Annotated in this window: 16 protein-coding genes; 5 read left to right on the forward strand and 11 right to left on the reverse strand. The window is 62.9% G+C overall.

Going from position 1 to position 19908, the window contains the following annotated elements:
* Positions 1–31 precede the first annotated feature (31 nt).
* Entirely contained in the window at positions 32–547 is a 516-nt protein-coding gene (locus tag A8950_RS12395) for a SixA phosphatase family protein (RefSeq protein WP_166645145.1), read from the reverse strand.
* A gap of 145 nt (positions 548–692) precedes the next feature.
* On the opposite strand from A8950_RS12395, the gene A8950_RS12400 reads away from it, so the two are divergent.
* Together A8950_RS12400 and A8950_RS12405 are read left to right on the forward strand one after the other, a co-directional pair.
* Positions 693–2846, forward strand: a complete 2154-nt coding sequence (locus A8950_RS12400; protein ID WP_133613998.1) for an RNA degradosome polyphosphate kinase — start codon at positions 693–695, stop codon at positions 2844–2846.
* Positions 2847–2850: 4 nt separating this feature from the next.
* On the forward strand, positions 2851–4356 hold the full coding sequence (locus A8950_RS12405) for a Ppx/GppA family phosphatase (RefSeq protein WP_243735623.1): 1506 nt from the start codon (positions 2851–2853) through the stop codon (positions 4354–4356).
* A 17-nt stretch (positions 4357–4373) separates the two neighbouring features.
* Here A8950_RS12405 and A8950_RS12410 read toward each other — a convergent pair whose 3' ends face one another.
* Positions 4374–5339 carry a 2-hydroxyacid dehydrogenase gene (locus A8950_RS12410; RefSeq protein ID WP_133613999.1) on the reverse strand — a complete coding sequence of 322 codons (966 nt, stop codon included), beginning with the start codon at positions 5337–5339 and terminating at the stop codon, positions 4374–4376.
* A gap of 249 nt (positions 5340–5588) precedes the next feature.
* On the opposite strand from A8950_RS12410, the gene A8950_RS12415 reads away from it, so the two are divergent.
* Complete coding sequence (locus A8950_RS12415) at positions 5589–6437, forward strand: EipB family protein (RefSeq protein WP_133614000.1); 849 nt, start codon at positions 5589–5591, stop codon at positions 6435–6437.
* A gap of 13 nt (positions 6438–6450) precedes the next feature.
* On the opposite strand, the gene A8950_RS12420 is transcribed toward A8950_RS12415, so the two are convergent.
* Entirely contained in the window at positions 6451–7719 is a 1269-nt protein-coding gene (locus A8950_RS12420; RefSeq protein WP_133614001.1) for a DNA polymerase IV, read from the reverse strand.
* A gap of 223 nt (positions 7720–7942) precedes the next feature.
* Between A8950_RS12420 and A8950_RS12425 the strand changes: the two genes are divergently transcribed.
* On the forward strand, positions 7943–8350 hold the full coding sequence (locus A8950_RS12425) for a response regulator (RefSeq protein ID WP_133614002.1): 408 nt from the start codon (positions 7943–7945) through the stop codon (positions 8348–8350).
* A gap of 18 nt (positions 8351–8368) precedes the next feature.
* Positions 8369–9754: a PleD family two-component system response regulator gene (locus A8950_RS12430; RefSeq protein ID WP_133614003.1), complete on the forward strand. Its 1386-nt coding sequence runs from the start codon at positions 8369–8371 to the stop codon at positions 9752–9754.
* 9 nt (positions 9755–9763) lie between these two features.
* Here A8950_RS12430 and A8950_RS12435 read toward each other — a convergent pair whose 3' ends face one another.
* The 8 genes from A8950_RS12435 to A8950_RS12470 all read right to left on the reverse strand — a co-directional run bounded on the left by A8950_RS12435 (position 9764) and on the right by A8950_RS12470 (position 19907).
* Positions 9764–10702: a dimethyl sulfoxide reductase anchor subunit family protein gene (locus A8950_RS12435; protein ID WP_133614004.1), complete on the reverse strand. Its 939-nt coding sequence runs from the start codon at positions 10700–10702 to the stop codon at positions 9764–9766.
* 5 nt (positions 10703–10707) lie between these two features.
* Positions 10708–11457, reverse strand: coding sequence for a 4Fe-4S dicluster domain-containing protein (locus A8950_RS12440; protein WP_133614005.1), 750 nt, complete (start codon positions 11455–11457; stop codon positions 10708–10710).
* Positions 11454–14360, reverse strand: a complete 2907-nt coding sequence (locus A8950_RS12445) for a molybdopterin oxidoreductase family protein (RefSeq protein WP_133614006.1) — start codon at positions 14358–14360, stop codon at positions 11454–11456. Before A8950_RS12445 ends, A8950_RS12440 begins: the two co-directional genes overlap by 4 nt.
* Before the next feature lie 34 nt (positions 14361–14394).
* Positions 14395–15705 carry an aspartate aminotransferase family protein gene (locus tag A8950_RS12450; RefSeq protein WP_133614007.1) on the reverse strand — a complete coding sequence of 437 codons (1311 nt, stop codon included), beginning with the start codon at positions 15703–15705 and terminating at the stop codon, positions 14395–14397.
* A gap of 129 nt (positions 15706–15834) precedes the next feature.
* On the reverse strand, positions 15835–16635 hold the full coding sequence (locus A8950_RS12455) for an NTP transferase domain-containing protein (protein WP_133614008.1): 801 nt from the start codon (positions 16633–16635) through the stop codon (positions 15835–15837).
* The gene (locus tag A8950_RS12460) at positions 16632–17780 is read right to left on the reverse strand and encodes a dATP pyrophosphohydrolase (protein WP_133614009.1); all 1149 of its coding nucleotides are present in this window, start codon (positions 17778–17780) and stop codon (positions 16632–16634) included. Before A8950_RS12460 ends, A8950_RS12455 begins: the two co-directional genes overlap by 4 nt.
* 10 nt (positions 17781–17790) lie before the next feature.
* Positions 17791–18579: a sterol desaturase family protein gene (locus A8950_RS12465; protein WP_208109848.1), complete on the reverse strand. Its 789-nt coding sequence runs from the start codon at positions 18577–18579 to the stop codon at positions 17791–17793.
* Between the two features lie 113 nt (positions 18580–18692).
* A complete protein-coding gene (locus tag A8950_RS12470; protein WP_133614010.1) occupies positions 18693–19907 on the reverse strand; it encodes a CDP-alcohol phosphatidyltransferase family protein in 1215 nt (404 codons plus the stop codon).
* Position 19908 lies beyond the last annotated feature (1 nt).

Consider the following 19908-nt stretch of genomic DNA (forward strand, 5'->3'; position numbering starts at 1 on the left):
TCTGGGCACGCCGGGGGGGCAGCAGGGCCAATCAATCGCCGCCTTTCGGCGTTGCAAAATGGCGCAGGGTGCCGCTGTCGGCATCGATTTCGGTCCAGTGCTCGACATCGAAATCTAGCACTGCCACCGCGGCGGTCGGGAATTTTTCGGCCAATCGGGCAAGTTCCTGGCGGTCGCCCTGGCCGGCAAGCCAATGCGCCAGGCTGCCGATGCCGGGGTTGTGGCCGATAACCATCAACGTGTTGATATCATCGGGCGATTTCCCGATTTCGGCGAGGATTTCGCGGGGCAGCGCCATATAAAGATGCCTGGTTTCACGTACCGGCGGTTCGGCCCCCAGATCGGCACGCAGCAAAGCGTAGGTTTCCTTGACCCGGCGCGCCGTGGAGCACAGGACAAGTTGCGGGATCAATTTTCTCTTTCGGAGCCACGCGGCCATCCTGGGTGCGGCCTCACGGCCGCGGGGGGCGAGCGTTCGGTCATGGTCCGGCACATCGTCGCTGTTCCAAGCCGATTTTGCATGCCGCATAAGGATCAGTGTCTTCATTCTGTCATCAAATTGAAGTAATTGATTTGTAAGGAATACCCAGCCATCTGAGTGTAAAGTAATATTTGGAAGTGAACAGTCGGTTTTGCCAGTCCCCCGCTCGAGGTGGACGGCATCGACCGGCACTTGGGCAACGGAAGCCGCCATGGATGAAGTGCATTTGATCGAGGCCAAGTACCAGCCGGATTCCCTCAACCGGTTCATCAACCGGGAACTTTCCTGGCTCGCTTTCAACGAGCGTGTCCTCGAGGAGGCCGGAAACACCTCGCATCCATTGCTCGAGCGGGTCCGTTTCCTTTCGATATCGGCGGCCAATCTTGACGAGTTCTACATGGTCCGCGTGGCCGGTCTGCGCGGCCAGGAACGCGCCAATGTAAGTGTCATTTCGGCAGACGGCATGTCGCCGATCCAGCAATTGCACGCCATCAACCTGCGCTCGGGCGAGTTGATGCGGAACCAGCAGATGCACTGGCGAACCTTGCGCGAGGAACTGCGCGAGAACGGCATCTCGGTACTGGAACCGGCCGAGGTCACGGGAGCAGAGAAGGAGTGGCTGGATTCACATTTCATGGACCAGATCTTTCCGGTCCTGACACCACTCGCGGTCGATCCCGCCCACCCGTTCCCGTTCATACCCAATCTTGGCTTCTCGATGGTGCTCGAGTTGCGCCAACTGATCGACGGCAAGCCGATGCGTGCGCTGGTCATGATGCCCAACATGCTGCCGCGCTTCATCCGCTTGCCGGGACGCGACCCATACAATGTCCGGTTTCTCACGATCGAGGCGGTGGTCGGCCTCTATCTTGACCGCCTGTTTCCCGGTTTCGAGGTCATCAGCAAGGGGTATTTCCGCCTCATCCGCGACAGCGAGATCGAGATCCTCGAAGAGGCAGAGGATCTGGTCCGCCATTACGAGACGGCACTGAAGAGGCGTCGCCGCGGTCTGGTCATCCGGCTGAAGGTCAATGCCGATATGCCGGAGGACCTGCTGTCCTTCGTGATCGATGAACTGGATGTCGAGCGGGAAGACGTCTTCGATCTGGACGGTCTGCTGGGACTTGCGGCAACATCGCAGTTGATCATCAGCGAGCGCCCGGATTTGAAATTCCAGCCGTTCAATCCGCGCTTCCCGGAGCGCATCCGCGAAATGGGCGGCGATTGTTTTGCCGCCATCCGGGCCAAGGACATCGTCGTTCACCATCCCTATGAAAGCTTTGACGTCGTCGTCCAATTCATCCTGCAGGCGGCGCGCGATCCCAATGTCGTCGCGATCAAGCAGACGCTATATCGCACCAGCGACGACAGCCCCATCGTGAAGGCGCTGATCGAGGCGGCGGAAGCAGGCAAGTCGGTAACTGCGCTGGTGGAACTGAAGGCCCGTTTCGACGAGGCGGCAAATATCCGCTGGGCGCGCGACCTGGAGCGGGCTGGCGTGCAGGTGGTCTATGGCTTCGTCCAACTGAAGACGCATGCCAAGGTCTCGATGGTCATGCGCCGCGAAGGCGCCAACATGCGGACATACGTGCATTACGGTACCGGGAACTACCACCCGATCACGGCGAAGATCTATACCGACCTCAGTTTCTTCACCTGTGATCCCGGTCTGTGCCATGATGCGGCGCGGCTGTTCAACTTCATGACCGGCTATGCGCGGCCGGAATCGACCGAGAAAGTCTCCTTCGCGCCGGTAAACCTTCGTCCGAACATCGTGCAACTGATCGAGGACGAGATTGCGCATGTGAAAGCCGGACGCGCCGGTGCGATCTGGGTAAAGCTCAATTCGCTGGTCGATTCCGGACTGATCGACGCTCTCTATCGGGCTAGCCAGGCCGGCGTAAAGATCATGCTGATCGTGCGCGGCATCTGCTGCCTGAGACCGGGCGTCAAGGGCTTGTCCGAGAATATTCGGGTCAAGAGCATTGTTGGCCGCTTCCTGGAGCACTCGCGCATCATCTGCTTCGGCAACGGCCATGCCCTGCCGTCGCGCTCGGCCAAGATTTTCATTTCCTCGGCCGATTGGATGCCGCGCAATATGGATCGGCGGCTGGAGATTCTGGTTCCAATCGACAACCCGACGGTGCATCAACAAGTCCTTGACCAGATCATGATGGCCAATCTCAAGGACAACCTGCAGAGTTGGGAGCTGGACGGCGATGGCAAATACCATCGCCTCAAGCCGGCCGATGGCGCCGGTTTCAGCGCGCACACTTATTTCATGACCAACCCCAGCCTCTCTGGGCGCGGCTCCGCGTTGAAGAAGCAGAAGAAGATGCCGAAACTCGATCTGCCGAAAGCCTGATCTCGTGACGGCATCCCTGCGTAAAGCCGCCGCGACTGCCCGGGCCGCAAAATCGGGCCGCGTCGCGGTCATCGATATCGGCTCCAATTCATTGCGCCTGGTCGTCTTCGACAAGCGCTCTCGTTGTCCTGTGCCAGTGTTCAACGAAAAGGCCCAGCCCGGCCTGGGCAAGGGGTTGGAGCGGAACGGTCACCTCAACCCGGAAGCGATCCCTGTTGCCATCACCAATATCCGCCGCTTCGTGACACTGGCCGAGGCCATGGGCGTTGAGGCGATCGCACTTCTGGCCACGGCCGCTGTCCGCGATGCGAAGGATGGCGCGCTGTTCGCCGCGCAAATCGAAAAGCAGACCGGTCGCAAGGTGCAGGTCGTCAGCGGCGAGGAGGAAGCGCGCCTGTCGGCCCAGGGGGTGCTAGCCGGCATTCCGGAAGCGGACGGGCTGATGGGCGATCTGGGCGGCGGCAGCCTCGAACTGGTTCGCCTCGAAGCCGGCCAGATCCGTGAACACGTCACCCTGCCGCTAGGCCCGCTGCGGCTTGCGGAAGCGACCAATGGCGATCTCGACGCTGCGCAGAAGCTGATCGACCGGCAGTTCGAAAAGCTGGGCTGGCTGTCGCAGGTAAAGGGCCGGACGCTCTACCCGGTCGGCGGTACCTGGCGCTCGCTGGCGCGCATTCACATGGAGCAGACGAACTATCCGCTGCACATCATTCACGAATATCGCATGACGCGGCGGCAGGGCGAAGATCTGGCCGGTGTCCTTGCGCATCTCGGCCGGAAGTCGCTCAGCAACGTCGCCGGCATTTCCCGCCGTCGGCTGGAGACGGTGCCGCTTGGGTCTCTGGTGCTTGAGCGCCTGATCAAGGCGGTGAAACCGGAGTGCATCCTTTTTTCGGCCTATGGACTGCGCGAAGGTTTTCTTTTCGGCACCCTCGACAAATCCGCCCAACAGGGCGACCCCTTGCTGGTCGGATGCGCCGATCTTGCCGGGGCGGACGGCCGATTCGGCTCGGTGAGCGACCAGATCGACGACTGGCTGGCGCCATTGTTTCATGGCGAGGGCAAGGCGCGGGCGCGGCTGCGCGAGGCCGCCTGCCTGCTCTCCGACATTGCCTGGCGCGAGCACCCGGATTATCGCGCCGAACACGCTTTCCTGCGTGTCCTCCGGCTGCCGGTCGCCGGCATCACGCATCCGGAGCGCATTGTCCTCGCCTTGGTCATTGCCACACGATATGGCGGTGGGCTCGAGATGCCATGTGCGCAGGGTTTGCTGGGGCTGCTGACCGAAGACGAGCGCGACTTCGCCTTGCGCGTCGGCACGGCATTGCGTCTTGCCTACGCACTCTCGGCCGGAACCGAACACATGTTGCGGCTGACCAAGGTGGCAAGGCGCGACGATTGCATCGAACTGCACCTTCCGAAGGATGGCGATGCAATGTTCGGCGAAGCGGTACAGCGCCGCCTTGATGCCGTCGGACGAGCCTTCAGATTGCCAGTAGCGATCGCCTAGCCGGTCTGTTGGTTCGTTCAAGCGATCTCGTCGATCAGCGGTTTGCCAGCAAAGAAGGCATCCAGGTTGTCGAGTGCCTTGAAGCCCATGGCATTGCGGGTATCGATCGTGGCGCTGCCGAGATGCGGCAACAGGAACACGTTCGAGAGGTCGCGGTAGGCCGGATTGAGGTTGGGCTCGTTCTCGAACACGTCGAGGCCGGCGGCGAACAGTTTGCCTGACTTCAGGGCAGCGATCAGCGCTTCGTCATCAACAAGGCCGCCGCGCGCCGTATTGACGACAATGGCGCCATCCGGCATGCGGGCGATACGCTCGGCGTTCAGCCAGCGATAGGTTTCCGGCCCGCCCGGCGCATTGATCGATAGGAAGTCGCAATGGGGCAGCATGTCCTCGGCTGTCTGGTGGTAGATCGCACCCAGTTCCAACTCCGGCTTCAGGCGGCTGCGGTTGTAGTAGTGGATGGTCATGTCGAAGGCGCGGGCGCGCTTGGCGACAGCCTGGCCGATGCGGCCCATGCCGAAGACGCCGAGTCGCTTTCCGGTCATATGCACGCCCAGCATGTAGGTGGTGGACCAGGACTTCCAGGTTGCCTCGCGTACGGCGCGCTCACCCTCATAGGCGCGACGCGCAGCGCCCAGCATGAGGAGGAGGGCGATATCGGCCGTGGCGTCGGTCAGCACGTCCGGTGTGTTGGAAGCCTTGATGCCGCGCTGCTTAAGGGCATCGATGTTCAGGTGCTCATAGCCGACCGAGAAGGTCGCCACCATTCGGATGCTGGCCGGAAGCTTGGCGACGATCTCGGGTGTGATCTTGTCCACCGGCGTCACCAGAAGGGCGTCCTTGCCGGCAGCCTTGGCGAGCAATTCCTCGGCCGGCATGACATGGTCGTCGGGATTGAGCTCGGCATCATAATGGGCGGTCAGGCGCCGGGTTACGTCGTCCGGCAGGCGGCGGGTGACCAGCAGTTTCGGCCGAGCAGTCATCTTGTTCCCCCAAAATTCCGAAAAATTGGACCTCGGGCCGGACCCAGCCGTTTGGGGCCGCCCGGATTGGCGCCTGAGTGCGGTCGGCGCCCAGCATTCATGCGCCCTATCATGCAAAGTAATCGCATGCCATACTTGTCAGAAGCGCCTAGTACTGCCCCCCGAACGACATGATTTCGGCTGGAACAAGGGCCGGGCGCGGTCATCTGGGCGGACGGTATGTGCCGCCGACGCTACGACGGATAATCGATGGTTTTTGGGCACTTCCTCGCTTTCATTTCCGCCAGTTTCCCCGGTCGCGCGCGTCCTTTTGCTTGTTTCACGTGGATTCTGGCGCTGCTGATCATTCCCGTGTCGGCAAGTGGCGTTTGCGCGGCTGACCTTATCCCGCACCGGGCCGGCTATGTGCTGCGGCTGGCGGCTGGAAGCGATACCAGCGGCGGCGGCACGATGACCTACGAAATCAAGAGCGTCTGTGACGGCTGGGCCGTCGAGATGAAGGCCGACCTTACCCTGTTGGGTGCCGACGGCCGGGTCCAGCGTCTTGGGTGGAACCAGATTACCTGGGAGGCAAGGGACGGCTCGCGGTATCGATACTTCATGCGGGAATCCTCGGATGGCGAGGAAACCGGGCGCCGTCGCGGCGAGGCTCGGCGCCAGAGTCCACAATCCGAGGCGACCGTTACGGCCGACCTGCCGCAGAGGGAGGAGTTTACCCTGCCGGGCGGGATCCTTTTCCCGGTCCAGCATACCGAGGCCCTGATCGCCGCAGAGGCGTCCGGGCAAACCTTCCTGTCGGCGCAATTGTTCGACGGGGCAGTCGAGAACGACGTGGTCGAACTCGGAGCGTCTCTGGGAAAAGGCGTCAGCGACTGGAAGGGGGCGGGCAAGGCTACCGCAGCCCTGTCAGGGGTGAGATCCTTTCCGGTCGGGCTGGCCTATTTCTTTTCGGAGTCGCCGGAAGGCCTTCCGGACAGCGAGCAGCACCTTCGGCTATACGTCAATGGCGTGGTCGGCGAACTGATCTTCTCGCTGGGCAGCCTGGAAGTGGAGGCACGGCTGGAGGAGTTCCGGCAACTTGAACCCGAAGGCTGTTGATGGCCGCGACGGCCTAGCGGTTCGGCTTCAGACTGCGCCCCTTGATGATCGCGTCATGGCCCAACTTGGCACGTACACTGTCCATCGCCTCCTCGACCTTGCGGCGCCGCTGCGAATCCGGATCGCCCAGGTCGATCGGGTCGGCATCGCGCGGGTCCTGCAGGGCGTCGATGCCGATGCCGATCAGGCGGAACCAATCGCCCTTGGCCTCTTTTTCTAGGAGGGCGTGACCGGCCCGGTAGATCGTTTCGGCCAATTGCGTCGGCGCGGACAGCCTGGATTGGCGGGTGATCAGGCGAAAGCCTGCTGTCTTCAACTTGATATGCACAACCCCGCCGGCCAGGGTGGCCGCCTTCAACCGCTCGGCAACCTTCTCGCAGAGGGGCCACAATTCCGCGGCGAGGCTGGAAAGGTCGGCGATGTCGCGATCGAATGTGGTCTCTGCGGAAATGCTCTTGGCAGCGCTATCAGGTTCCACCCGCCGCGCGTCTAGCCCCCGCGACAGGTGCCAGATATGAGTTCCCATTTGGCCGAAGCGCTCGACAAGGTAGTCCAGCGGCATTTCCTGAACCTGAGCCATCGTGACGATGCCATCCCTTGCCAGCGCCTCGCGCGAGACGCGGCCGATCCCCCAGATCTGGCCGACCGGGCGTGGCGCCAGAAAGGAAAGGGTCTCCGTCCGCCCGATGATCGAGAAGCCGCGCGGCTTGTCGAGATCGGAGGCCAGCTTCGCCAGGAATTTGTTGTGGCTGAGACCGACCGAAACGGTGACCCCGATCTCGGACTCGATTCGTCGTGCCAGCCGGTTGAGCGAGCGGGCCGGGCTCATCCGGTGCAGTGATTCCGTGCCGGTCAGGTCGAGGAAGGCCTCGTCGATCGATATAGGCTCGACCAAGGGGGTCAGTTCGCCCATGAGTTGGCGGATCTGCCGACCCGCTTGGCGGTACTTTTCCATGTCGGGCGGCAGGACGACCGCCTCGGGACACAGTTTCCTCGCCTGGAACATGGGCATGGCGGACCGCACCCCGGACAGGCGGGCGATATAGCAAGCCGTTGAGACGACCCCGCGATGGCCGCCGCCGATGATGAGCGGCTTGTCGCGCAGATCCGGCCGGTCGCGCTTCTCCACAGCGGCATAGAAGGCATCGCAGTCGATATGGCCGATTGCCAATTCATGAAGTTCGGCGTGGACCAGCAGGCGCGGCGAGCGGCAATGCGGGCAGCGGCCGTCGCCACCTTTCTCGGGAAGGATTGCTTCGCATTCGCGGCAAAAGCCGGCCATGGCGCCCTCAGTTCCCTCTGGATTTGCCCCTGGCGACCGGCAGCATCTTCACGGCCAAGGGGGTAAATATTAACATCATTCAGAATCGCGTTGGATTTTTCGCGCGGTTTACTATTATGGCATTGATAAGTCGGCGGGATTGGGCCGTTGGGGCCATCGCCAGCTGGCCCGGACAGGGTGTTGCCCTGACCGGGTGTGGCGTGGTGGGCCGGCAGGAGGGGTCATGGCAGAACAGCTTTCGCCAGAAGAAAAGCGCAAGAAGGCGGCGTCCAAGACGATCTTGATCGTCGAGGACAACGAACTGAACATGAAGCTCTTTCATGACCTGATCCAGGCTCAGGGCTACAATATCCTGCAGACAAAGGACGGGATGGACGCCCTGAAACTCGCCCGCCAGCACAAGCCTGACCTGATCCTGATGGATATCCAGTTGCCCGAAGTATCCGGCCTGGAAGTGACCAAGTGGATCAAGGAGGACGACAACCTCCGCTCCATCCCGATCATCGCCGTGACGGCGTTTGCCATGAAGGGCGACGAGGAAAAGATCCGCGAGGGTGGCTGCGAGGCGTATATCGCCAAACCGATATCCGTGGTCCAGTTCCTGGAGACCGTTGATCGCTTCCTGCAGTAACGGATGGCGTGAGATCGTATGTCCGCACGCATCCTGGTCGTCGACGATATTCCGGCGAATGTCCGCCTGCTCGAAGCAAAACTCGCCGCCGAATATTTCGAGGTGGTGAGCGCTTCCAGCGGCAAGGAAGCGCTGGAACTGATAGACAAGCAGATCCCCGACATCGTCCTGCTCGACGTCATGATGCCGGAGATGGATGGTTTCGAGGTTTGTGCGCGAATCCGCGCCAACCCGAAGACGCATTTCCTGCCTGTCGTCATGGTGACGGCACTTAGCGACCCCAGCGACCGCGTGCGCGGCCTCGAGGCAGGTGCCGACGATTTCCTCACGAAACCCGTCAATGACCTGGCGCTGTTCGCCCGCGTGCGCTCGCTTGTGCGCCTCAAGATGATCATGGACGAGTGGCGGATGCGCGAGCAGACGTCGGGCCAGTTCGATCTGCTGACGGCCGCCACCGAACCGGACCAGAACGAAGACCGCAACGCCTCGGTCCTGCTGGTCGAGGGGTTTGCCCCTGCGGCGCAGCGGATCGTGCAGGTGCTTTCAAAGGACGGTGACAAGGTCGAGGTCTGCGAAAGTCTTGGACGGGCGCAGGAACTGGCGACCAGCAACCGCTTTGATCTCATCATCACCAACATCCAGGTTGGCGGCGAGGACGGGCTTCGCCTCTGTTCGCATCTGCGCTCGCAGGAAGAGACACGCCAGACGCCGATCCTGCTCATCGTCGAGGAATTCGACATGCCGCGCCTGATCAAGGGGCTCGACATCGGCGCCAGCGACTATCTGATGAAGCCGATCGATCCCAATGAACTGCTGGCGCGCGTCCGCATCCAGATAAGGCGCCGACGATACCAGGACCGCTTGCGCGCCAATTACGAACGTTCGCTGTCACTGGCGCTGACCGATTCGCTGACCGGGCTCTACAACCGGCGCTATGCCATGCGCCATATGGAAGGCCTGATGGAGCGGGTGAAGGAATCCGGCAAGGCGCTCAGCGTCCTCGTCTGCGATCTCGACCACTTCAAGAACGTGAATGACACCTATGGCCATGCCGCCGGGGACGAAGTCCTGAAGCAATTCGCCCAGCGCGCCACCGCCTCGATGCGCAATTTCGACATGGTGGCGCGCACTGGCGGCGAGGAGTTCGTCTGCCTGCTGCCGGATACCGATGGTCAATCGGCGCTGAAGGTCGCCGAACGCCTGTGCAGGCGCGTAGCTGAAACCCCGATGAAGGTCGACGGGGCGCCCAATGGCGAGCTCACGGTGACCGTCTCGATCGGGCTTGCCGCCACCAGCCGGGTCATGTCGGGCGAGGAATTGCTGAAAGTCGCCGATGCGGCGCTCTATCGTGCCAAGCAGAGTGGCCGCAATCGGGTCATGGCCGACCCCAGCGCGATGCTCTGACCGGCACTGCTACGCGCGTTCTGCCCCGTAATACAGCGTTACCGTATGCCTGGCCTCGGCGAAGAACAGCCAGCGCTCGGCAAGCGTGCCGGCGGCATTGGCCATGACAGCCAGGATTGCGAGCATCACGCCGAGAACTGATCCCGGTGCCGGGACCAGCGGCAGGATGACCAGCGGCAGCAGGATGGCGAGCCCGAAGGCAATAGCCCGGAGCCTGACGGCGTGCCGGCGGGCGATTCGATAGCCCATTTCCTTCAGCAAGTAGTTCTCTTCGGTATGAGGGGCCGTCAGCAGGCGTACCTTGCCGAAGCGGTCGAGGCCGGTCGCTGATCCGGAAGTGGCGACACCCGTTTCCGTGTCGATGAACCGCCAGTAGCCGTATTTGACGATTCCGGCCGCGAGCAGGGCGACCATGGCGATGGGGCGGGCCATCGTGTCGTTCAATGCGAAGATGCCGGCCAGCAGAAAGAGCCAGGCGGCGCCGCTGGCCAAACCCATGGCGAGATAGGCTGGCGTCGTCCAGCAATTCGACCAGCGCCGGACCGTTTTCAGGCTGGCATAGATCATCGACGTCGTCACGGTCGTGGCCATACACGCGGCTGCGAGTACAAGCGCCGGAACCAGCCAGATCTCCTGGAAGATCACCCAGCCCAAGGCGGTGATTCCGGCCGGAACATAGGTGAAGAGGGCAAGCACGCCCTCGCGCGACAGCCAGGACGAGCGCCACTGCGAGAAGGCGCGCCAGGCACGCTCCGGCCGTCCGAGATGATAGGTCGAGGAGAGCAGTCCGGCGGTAACGGCAATGAGACCGACGAGGAACCCGGCAAGGCCGAACCAGCGTTCGGCCGGCAGCATGCCAAGGGCACCCATCAGGCTCATCAGGGCCAGCAGAGCATAGCCGGCGCCGGAAGCGGTCGTGAAGAATATGACGGAATAGGCTGGGTGCATGATCGCTACCGGGTCAGCATCCGGTCGACCCAGCGCAGGAAGGGATGGCCGCTGAGATCGGCTTCTGCCTCCACCTGAGTTGCGGTCACCGCCGTTCCGCAAGCGCCATTCTGGCGCGGCCTGGGTGGCAGGTACTTGTTGGTGGGCTTGTAGCCAAGCTCCGGCATCAGATCATATCCACCGCGCTCGGCGACCAGTTGCGAGACCTCCGATGTCGGGTCGCCGAGATCGCCGAAATGGCGCGCGCCGGCGGGGCAGGTCGAGACACAGGCCGGTACCCGCTCGTGCTGCGGCAAGGTTTCGTTGTAAATGCGGTCGACGCAGAGGGTGCACTTCTTCATCACGCCCACATCCTCGTCGAACTCGCGGGCGCCATAGGGGCAGGCCCAGGAGCAGAGCTTGCAGCCGATGCACATGTCCTCGTTGACGAGGACGATGCCGTCGGCCGATCGCTTGAAGGATGCCCCGGTCGGACAGACCGTCACACAATCCGGTTCCGCGCAATGCAGGCAGGATTTGGGGAAGTGCACGGTGCGCCCATCGGCGCCTTCGCCCGCCTCGAAGGTATGGATGCGGTTGAACCAGACGCCGCTGGGTTTCTCGCCGAAGGCATCGAAATCGGTCAGCGGCGCCATGTGTCCGCCGGCATTCCATTCCTTGCAATTGACGGCACAGGCATGGCAACCGACGCAGATGTCTAGGTCGATGACGAGACCGAGGCGGCGCATCGCCGGATTGGCGGGTAACGAGGTCATGGTTTATTCATTCCGGCACCATAGCGCAACGTCCGAACCGGTGCCGGCCCAAGCTGCTTCTGCGGCGCGAAGCTTGGTTCGGTCGCGGCGATTTCGTCCGGGCCGCATTTGACTAGGCGGACCTTCAGGTCGAACCAGGCCGCCTGGCCGGTAACTGGATCTGAATTCGTGTAGCGATACCCGTCCTCGCGCGGCGGTAGCAACTCGGAGATCACGTGGTTGAGCAGAAAACCCTGTTTCGCTTCCGGCGCTTCCGGGTCCAGATTCCAGGCACCCTTGCGCTTGCCGATCGCATTCCAGGTCCAGATCGTGTCCTCATGGACACCGTCCATCAGCTTGACCTCGGCCTTCACCCTGCCATGGGCGCTTTCGATCCAGACCCAATCGCCATCGGCGAGGTCAAGTTTGCCCGCCAGTTTGTGGTGCACGAATATCGGATTGCGTGCCTGCAACTGCCGCAGCCAGGCATTGTGCGTGCCCCAGGAATGGTACATGTGCATCGGCCGCTGGGTAAGGGCATGGAGCGGGAAGCCATCCTTGGTCTCGGCCTCGCCAAAGGGCGGATACCAGACCGGCAGTGGATCGCAATAGGCGCGGATGCGGGCGGCATCGACCTCGTTCGGCGGTTGCTTGGGGCCGAAGCCTTCTGCTGCAAGCTGGAACTTCCGCATCGGCTCGGAATAAAGCTGCAGCACCATCGTGTCCGGGCTGTCGATCAGGCCGCGCGCCGTCGCCCAGGTCAGATAATCCTTGTTGCCATAGCGGTAGTAGCGCGCATTCTCGGGGATGGTTGCCTGGAAGAAGCAGCCGTTTTCGACATAGCGCTTGATCTGGTCCGGGTTCGGCTTGCCGCGGCCGATTTCGTTGCCGTCCCCGCGGAAGCCGCTCAGCATGCCGATGCCGGGCTTGCGCTCGTGCTTCAGGATGTAATCGTGCAGCCCGCCCGGATAGAGCGGGCGGCCATCCTCGCCCACCATACCGGGAAGCTGCAGACGGGCCCCGAGATCCAGCAGCACATCCTGGAAGGCGCGCACGTCGCGGTCAGGCTGCACTACCGGCTGGCGGATGGCATCCGCCGCTGCATCGGCGTGGCTGATCGGGCGGTCCAGCAGCGAGATGCAATCCCAGCGTTCGAGATAGGTCGTGTCGGGCAGGATGATATCGGCGAAGGACACCATTTCCGAATAATAGGCGTCGCTGTAGATGACGAAGGGAATCCGGTAGTCGCCGGTCGCGGGGTCCTTGTCCGTCAGCATCTGCATCGTGCCGGCGGTATTCATCGACGAGTTCCACGCCATGTTGGCCATGTAGAGGAACAGCGTATCGATGGGATAGGGATCGGCCTTCCAGGCGTTGTGGATCAGCATGTGCATCAGCCCGTGGAGGGCCAGCGGTGCTTCCCAGGAATAAGCCTTGTCGATGCGCTGCGGCCGGCCCAACGCATCCACCAGCAGATCGTTGGGCCCCTGCGGGAATCCCAATGGCATGCCGCCCAGCGGCTGGTTGGGTCCAACCATGGGGGAGGGCATGGGGCCTGAGCCCGGGGTCTTGGGGAAGGGCGGCTTGTAGCGCCAGCCGCCCGGGCAGTCGATGCTGCCCAGCAGCATCTGCAGGACATGGATGGCGCGGCAGGTCTGGAAGCCGTTGGAATGGGCGGAGACGCCGCGCATGGCATGCATCGAGACGGGGCGACCGACGAAGCTGTCGTGATGCCGGCCGGCCCAATCGGTCCAGGGTTGCTTGATCTCGATCGTCTGCTCGAAGGCGACCTCCGCCAGCTCGCGCGCGATCCGCCGGATGGTTTCCGCCGGAATGCCGATCTGCGGCGCCACCTTGTCCGGTGCATATTGCGGATCGAGATAGCGGGCCGCCAGCAATTCGAAGACGCTGCGCGCCTGCCGGCCGTCCGGCAGGAGGGCCGGGCCGATCAGATGCGGCCGGATGCCGGGCTGCAGCGCATCGACGTAGTTGCCGGTGTCGCGGTCGAGAGCCAGGGGATCGCCCTCCTGGTTGCGATAGATGAGGCCGTGCTCCTCGCTGCCGGGCTCCTGGATAACCAGCCACGGCGCATTGGTATAGCGGACTAGAAATTCGAGATCGATCCTGTCGGTGCGCAGCAACTCATGGATGAGCGACAGGACCAACAGACCGTCGGTTCCCGGCTTGATGCCAAGCCATTCATCGGCGATGGCTGAATAGCCGGTACGGATTGGATTGACCGAGACGAATTTGGCGCGGTTCTCCTTCGGACGGCTCTTGAGCTGGCCGAGGCCGATCTTGATCGGGTTGCTGTCGTGATCCTCGGCGACGCCGAACATCAGGAAATACCTGGTGTGCTCCCAATCCGGTTCGCCGAACTCCCAGAAGGCGCCGCCAATCGAATAGAGGCCGGCCGCTGCCATGTTGACCGAGCAGAAGCCGCCATGGGCGGCGAAGTTGGGTGTGCCGAAGCGCGATGCCCACCAGCCGGTCAACGCCTGGCTCTGGTCGCGGCCGGTGAAGAAGGCAAGCCGCTTGGGGTCGGTGGCGCGGATTCTGGCGAGGCGCTCGGTCACGACGGCCAGCGCCTCCTCCCATTCGATTTCCTCGAATTCGCCGGCGCCACGCTCGCCGACTCGGCGCAGCGGCTTGGTCAGACGGGCCGGCGAGTACTGCGTCATGATGCCGGCCGAGCCCTTGGCGCAGAGCACACCGCGATTGACCGGGTGGTCGCGATTCCCCTCGATGAAGCGAATCTTGCCGTTCTTCAGGTGGACCTTGATGCCGCAACGGCAGGCGCACATATAGCAGGTCGTCGCCTTGACTTCGTCGTCGGTCCGCACGGAGTAGTCGATGGCCTGTTCGCCGGGCTGCGGCGGTGGCACGGGGATGGATTCCGCGATGAAGCGGCGCTGCTGGGTCATCGGGCGACAATGGGCCTGGCGGGTTGCTGCTGCATCAGTACTCGCTGAAGACCTCTTTGAAGATGCGCCAGATCTCGTCGATATCGGCCTTGGTGGCGACCAGGGCCGGGGCACAGATGCCGGCGTCTCCGGTGAATTTGATGTGCAGGCCGCGCGCGAACAGCTTCTTGGTTGCGTCAAAGCCACGAAGGCCGGGGCGACCTGCGGTGGCTAGGTCGATGCCGCACAGCATGCCGTAGCCGCGAATATCGGTGACCGCCTTGATGCCCTGAAGGTCGTACATGCGGTCGAGGAAATGAGGCGACATTTCAGCAGCCCGCTCGAACAGGCCTTCCTTCTCGTAGATGTCTAGGGTGGCAATGCCGGCGGCACAGGCGGCCGGGTGCGCCGAATAGGTATAACCGTGGAAGAACTCGACTGCGCCGTCGAGGGCCGAACTCGTCACCGTGTGGTAGATTTTTTCGTTCACGGCGACGGCGCCCATCGGAAGCGCACCATTGGTCAGCGCCTTCGCCATGGTGATGATATCCGGGGTGACGCCAAAGCTCTGCGCGGCAAAGGCCTTGCCGGTGCGGCCGAAGCCGCAGATCACCTCGTCGAAAACCAGCAGAATGCCGTGGCGGTCGCAAATCTCGCGCAGCCTTTCGAGATAACCCTTTGGCGGGATGAGCACGCCGGTCGAACCGGCGATCGGTTCGACGAAGCAGGCGGCGATGGATTTCGAGCCGTAGAGGTCGACGAAGCGCTGCAGGTCGTCGGCGAGATCGGCGCCGTTCTCCGGCTGGCCGCGGGTGAAGCGCGCGTCCGGGCTCCAGGTGTGCCGCAGGTGGGCGACGCCCGGCATGACGGCGCCGAAAGTCTCGCGGTTGCGCACCATGCCGGAGAGGGAAACGCCGCCGATATTGACGCCATGATAGGCGCGCTCGCGGCTGACGAAGCGGGTGCGCTGGGCCTCGCCCTTGGCGACATGATAGGCGAGAGCCATCTTGATCGCGGTCTCGACAGCTTCCGAACCGGAATTGCAGAAAAACACGTAGTCGAGATCGGCCGGCGTGATCTTTGCGACCTTGCGCGCGAGTTCGAAGGAAGAGGGGTGGCCGACCTGGAAATGCGGCGTGTAGTCGATCTCCTGCATCGAGGCATGGACCGCCTCGGTGATCTCCGGCCGGCCATGGCCGGCAGCACAGCAGAACAGGCCCGACGACGCGTCGATCAGCTTGTCGCCCTTGTGGTTCCAGTAATGCATGCCCTTGGCCTTGACCATCAAGCGGGGCTCCGACTTGAAGTCGCGGTTGGAGGTGAAGGGCATCCAGTGGTTTTCGAGCGTGTTGGCGGCGTACTGCATGGAGCGGCTCCCGACTCGGATCTTATCAAGTCTGGCCCCATTCCACAGGGCCATTTGCGACAATCTAGGCGGTAATGCAGCAGGCAGCCAAGGGTGCAGGCAGGGCCGAAACGGGGGGCCAGCCAGTGCCTATTGCGGCGCGGTTTCCCGGCGACGCAGTATTTCGCTGACCAGTTCGAAATCGGCTGGCTTGTCGACATCGATCGGCGCCTCGGGGAAAGGCAGCAGAACCGGGCGAATCCGGGCGCGGGCAAGGCGCGAGACATGGGCAAAGGCGTCTTCCAGTCCCAGGTTGCCCAGGGCCACACGGAAAAGTGCCAGCGGGCCGATTTCCCAGATCAGCCGCAAGGGCTTCTTGCGATGGCGCTCCATGCGGCGCCAGAACAAGGCGACGTCGCGCGCCCGGCCGGTTCGTGCCAGGAACAGGTTGCAGCCCGACACGCGCAGTTTCCCGAACCGGTAGAAGGTGCGGATGGCGCCGGGATAGGCAGCACTCACGATTGCCGCATCGGCAAGCCCGACGGCAAGGTCGCAGTCGGCCGGCGCCTGGCCAAGTATATGTTCCACCATGGCGACGCTCAGCAACGGATGGTCGGCGGTCGTCACCAGCAGAGGCAGATCGAGGCCGATTTCATCGAGCGATCGCGCAAGGCTCGCCGCGGGACTCTCCGCCGGCGGGATGATGCGCAGGCGTCCGGCATCCCGCGCGTCGGCAAGTCCCGGGATATGGTCGAGCAGCGCCGCGTCATCGATGCACACATGGACCGCGCCGATGCCTGGCACGGCGCTGAGGGTCCGATAGAGCCGGAGCAGCATCGGCACACCGTTGATCGCGGCAATGGCCTTGTGGCTGACACCGGCCATCTGGGCAACGGAATCGCCCTCGCGCCGGTTGCCGGCCAGAACCAGTGCGTTGCAGGCGATGCTCATCCGCCGCCCGATGCCAGGGCTTTTTCAAAGAGCCGATAGGTCTTGTAGGGCCGGGCACCGATACCCTCGATAACCCGCCGCATCGGCATGTTGTCTTCCAGAATCCAGGATAGCTCGACCCGCTCCAGGCCACGCTTCAGGAACGGCTCCTTCAGGCGCTCGAACATCAGCGGCAGCAGGGCGGCGCCCAGGATCGAGCCGTGATGCGTCTTGCGGATGCCCATCAGGGGGATGCGGGCACTGGTCAGCGTCTTGCGCTTGAGGCGCCAGAGCAGCTTGAAGAGGTTGAACGGCAGCAGCGAGCCGTCGAAATCGCGGATCGCCTCCATCAGATTGGGCAGACAGACCAGCATGCCGGCTGCCTCGCCCTTGACTTCGGCTATGACCACGAGGTCGGGGTCGATGAGCGGCCTCATCGATTTGGCAGCGGCGGAGATCTCCGCCTCGGTGAACGGCACCATGCCCCAATTGTCGCTCCAGGCGTCATTGAAGATATCGAGGATGACGCGCAGGTCGCGGGCATAGTTCTTCATGTCGAGGCCGCGCAGGCGCACGGTGCCGTCGGCCTGCCATTTCTGCAGCATGCGCGACGAGCCCATGGGCTTGTACATGCTCTCGTCAACCTCATAGGCGATGACGTCCTTGACCTTGGCCAGGCCGGCCCGTTCAACATGCTCCGCGGCATAGTTCGCATGGTAGGGCATCATCAGCATGGGCCGTGACGCAAAGCCCCCGACCAGCAGGCCGGTTTCCTCGTTGCTGGAGAAGCTGAACGGACCGACCATACGATGCATCCCGCGCGCGCGCAGCCAGTCGGCCGCGGCCGCCAGCAGGGCCTCATAAACGGCGCCATCGTCGATCGCATCGAGCCAGCCGAAATGACCGGTGCCGGGACGTTTCTCCTGCTCCAGCCGGCAAATCTGCGCCGAGATGCGACCGACCGGATGTCCGTCCCGGAGCGCCAGGAAAAGCTCGGCCTCGGCATGGGCGAAATACGGGTTCTTCTTGCGGGACAGGACCTCACCACGCTCCATGTCGAGCGGTGCTACATAACCCGCATCGCCGCGATAAAGCTCCTTCGGCAAGGCGATGAACTGCTTCAGCCGCTCGCGGCCGGCGACGGTGACAACCTCGATCCTTGCCATGTTTGGCTTGTTATTCCGCCGGGCCGTTATGCGTGGCGTCGGCATTCGCCCGGAAGCGGCGCGGGTTGCCGTCCCCACGCGTGTTGTTCGAGAGCTGCGCTACCCAAGGATAGCGCTGCGCCATTTCCGCGGTGTAGCCGATGTTGAAAACCGTCGGCGACTTCGGGACCATATTCGCCTTCGGGTAATAGGTGTTGCCGAGCCGGTCCCACAGAAAGTTGGTGATGCCGAAATTGCCCTGTTCGTTGTGGAAATGATGCCACATGTGAAGCTGCTTGAGGCGCTTCATGAAGCGGGTCTTCGGGCTGGTGTTGAGGTGCTGCACGCAGTGGCAGAACTCGTAGAAGCAGGTGGTCAGGAGGCCGGCGGCAAAGGCCATGGCAGCACCGGAGAGGCCACCGACCAGATAGCCGATCGGCAGGGTGACGATGGCAATGGTGGGGATGGTCGTATAGAGCGCGCCGAACAGCACGACCAGATTGTGCGGGTCCTGGTGATGGTCGAAATGGATCCGCTTCCAGGCCTTGGCGGTCAGTGGCGATTTGTAGAGAAACTGGCTGTGCAGCACCCAGCGATGCAGCACGTACCACACCAGCGGGTAGACGATGATGGTGAGGCCCGTGGCAATCAGCAGCGGCAGCCAGCCCTCGAACCAGCGCTGGACGAGATAAAGGCTGATCGCGGCAAGGCCGAGATAGGCATGGACAGCGGGATAGGTCGCGAATGCCTTCACGAGGTCCGCCATGCCCATGCGGGCAAGGTTGTGGGTGCGGTCTTTCCAGAAGCCGAAACGGAGCATGATCGGGCGACTCGCTGCCTGTCGTTGGTGGAATTGTCTGCGTGGCCGGTAATCTAGTTGGATCAAGGAATTACGGCAAGCAATCCCTCCCGGGGGCCAGCCGGGTGCGCGGCTTAGTCGCGCGGCCTGTCGAAGGTCAAGATCCAGGCGGTGCGAAGGCCGTGATAGGCGCAGGTAGCCGCCTGCCAGAAAACAATGAAATAAAACGCTTCGATTGCATATCCGACCGCATAAGCTACTGTGAATAAAGGAAGATTGATGTTGCGGCGTGAAATGAAGGTGCGCACGAAGCCGTCCAGCGGCCGATGCGTGTGCAGGCCTCGTTTGAACTTCGCCCGGTAGACCGCCAGGATCAGCCGGTCGAGGATATAGAGCGCCAGCATGATCCACGCCGCCTGCCACAGCGGCTCGGCCCAGGATACCGTCGCCCAGCCGCCCAGCAGACCGGCCGCCCAGCCAAAATACCAGAAGGGCGGGTGCACGATGTCGAGGCCGTGGTCGAGGACATTGCCGATGGCGGAATCGGTGAAGGTGAGGCGCGCCAGCTTGCCGTCGACGGAATCCAGAACGCTCATGCCGTAGGCGCAGGCGAAGCTCCACCAGAAATGACCGCCGGCAGCCAGTGGCACAGCCAGCAGGGTCAACACAATGCTGACCAGGGTGACGGCATTGGGGTGGATGCGCGCCCGCGCCAATGGCGGCACCAGTGCCCAGACCAGTGGCGGGTAGACGTATTTGGTGAAAAAATCGGTGGAGCCCTTGTAGTTCGACCAGAACAGGAAGCGCTCGACCGATCTGCGTTCGGCCCCATTCGTGACCGCGAATAGGTAGAAGGGTAGCGTCCGGCGCAGCTTGGCGACGAAAGCGGGGAAATCGTCCTGCCGGATTTCCGGAAGCGTGGCGGCGGTGGCGTCCAGTGTCGGCGCGGCGATCAGCAGCGGCGCATCGTCCGGCTCGATCCGCGCGATGACGGCGCGGTTTTCCCGGGCGGCACCGCTTGCCTTCTGGTCGGCCAGGAACCGGTACAACCTGCCATCGGCCAGGGTCGTCGCGTCGGTGGCAATCAGCGGCTCACCGGCAGAAAGTGCGCGCCGCAGCCGCTCCGTTGTGCTGCCGCTCTCGCGCAGGATGCGGACGGGACAGCCCAACCCGGGTTCCCCACGAAAAGCCGGGGTCGTGGCCGCATCGCCAATGTCGATGATGACTTCGGAGAGCGCCAGTTTCTGATGCCGTGCCGCCTTGAGGTGACGCTCGATCAGCGTCATGCCGAACACGCGTTCCGTGGCCGCGGCACCTTCCAGGTGCGCGGCATCGATCCACAATTTCATG

Source organism: Dongia mobilis (assembly GCF_004363235.1).
GTDB lineage: Bacteria > Pseudomonadota > Alphaproteobacteria > Dongiales > Dongiaceae > Dongia > Dongia mobilis.

Excerpts from the sequence above, each read along its gene's own strand:
- A8950_RS12445 (WP_133614006.1), bottom strand. The coding sequence starts at position 14,360 with ATGACCCAGCAGCGCCGCTTCATCGCGGAATCCATCCCCGTGCCACCG.
- A8950_RS12420 (WP_133614001.1), bottom strand. The coding sequence starts at position 7,719 with ATGGCCGGCTTTTGCCGCGAATGCGAAGCAATCCTTCCCGAGAAAGGT.
- A8950_RS12415 (WP_133614000.1), top strand. The coding sequence starts at position 5,589 with ATGGTTTTTGGGCACTTCCTCGCTTTCATTTCCGCCAGTTTCCCCGGT.
- A8950_RS12425 (WP_133614002.1), top strand. The coding sequence starts at position 7,943 with ATGGCAGAACAGCTTTCGCCAGAAGAAAAGCGCAAGAAGGCGGCGTCC.
- A8950_RS12430 (WP_133614003.1), top strand. The coding sequence starts at position 8,369 with ATGTCCGCACGCATCCTGGTCGTCGACGATATTCCGGCGAATGTCCGC.
- A8950_RS12440 (WP_133614005.1), bottom strand. The coding sequence starts at position 11,457 with ATGACCTCGTTACCCGCCAATCCGGCGATGCGCCGCCTCGGTCTCGTC.
- A8950_RS12410 (WP_133613999.1), bottom strand. The coding sequence starts at position 5,339 with ATGACTGCTCGGCCGAAACTGCTGGTCACCCGCCGCCTGCCGGACGAC.
- A8950_RS12470 (WP_133614010.1), bottom strand. The coding sequence starts at position 19,907 with ATGAAATTGTGGATCGATGCCGCGCACCTGGAAGGTGCCGCGGCCACG.
- A8950_RS12435 (WP_133614004.1), bottom strand. The coding sequence starts at position 10,702 with ATGCACCCAGCCTATTCCGTCATATTCTTCACGACCGCTTCCGGCGCC.
- A8950_RS12465 (WP_208109848.1), bottom strand. The coding sequence starts at position 18,579 with ATGCTCCGTTTCGGCTTCTGGAAAGACCGCACCCACAACCTTGCCCGC.
- A8950_RS12460 (WP_133614009.1), bottom strand. The coding sequence starts at position 17,780 with ATGGCAAGGATCGAGGTTGTCACCGTCGCCGGCCGCGAGCGGCTGAAG.
- A8950_RS12455 (WP_133614008.1), bottom strand. The coding sequence starts at position 16,635 with ATGAGCATCGCCTGCAACGCACTGGTTCTGGCCGGCAACCGGCGCGAG.
- A8950_RS12395 (WP_166645145.1), bottom strand. The coding sequence starts at position 547 with ATGAAGACACTGATCCTTATGCGGCATGCAAAATCGGCTTGGAACAGC.
- A8950_RS12450 (WP_133614007.1), bottom strand. The coding sequence starts at position 15,705 with ATGCAGTACGCCGCCAACACGCTCGAAAACCACTGGATGCCCTTCACC.
- A8950_RS12400 (WP_133613998.1), top strand. The coding sequence starts at position 693 with ATGGATGAAGTGCATTTGATCGAGGCCAAGTACCAGCCGGATTCCCTC.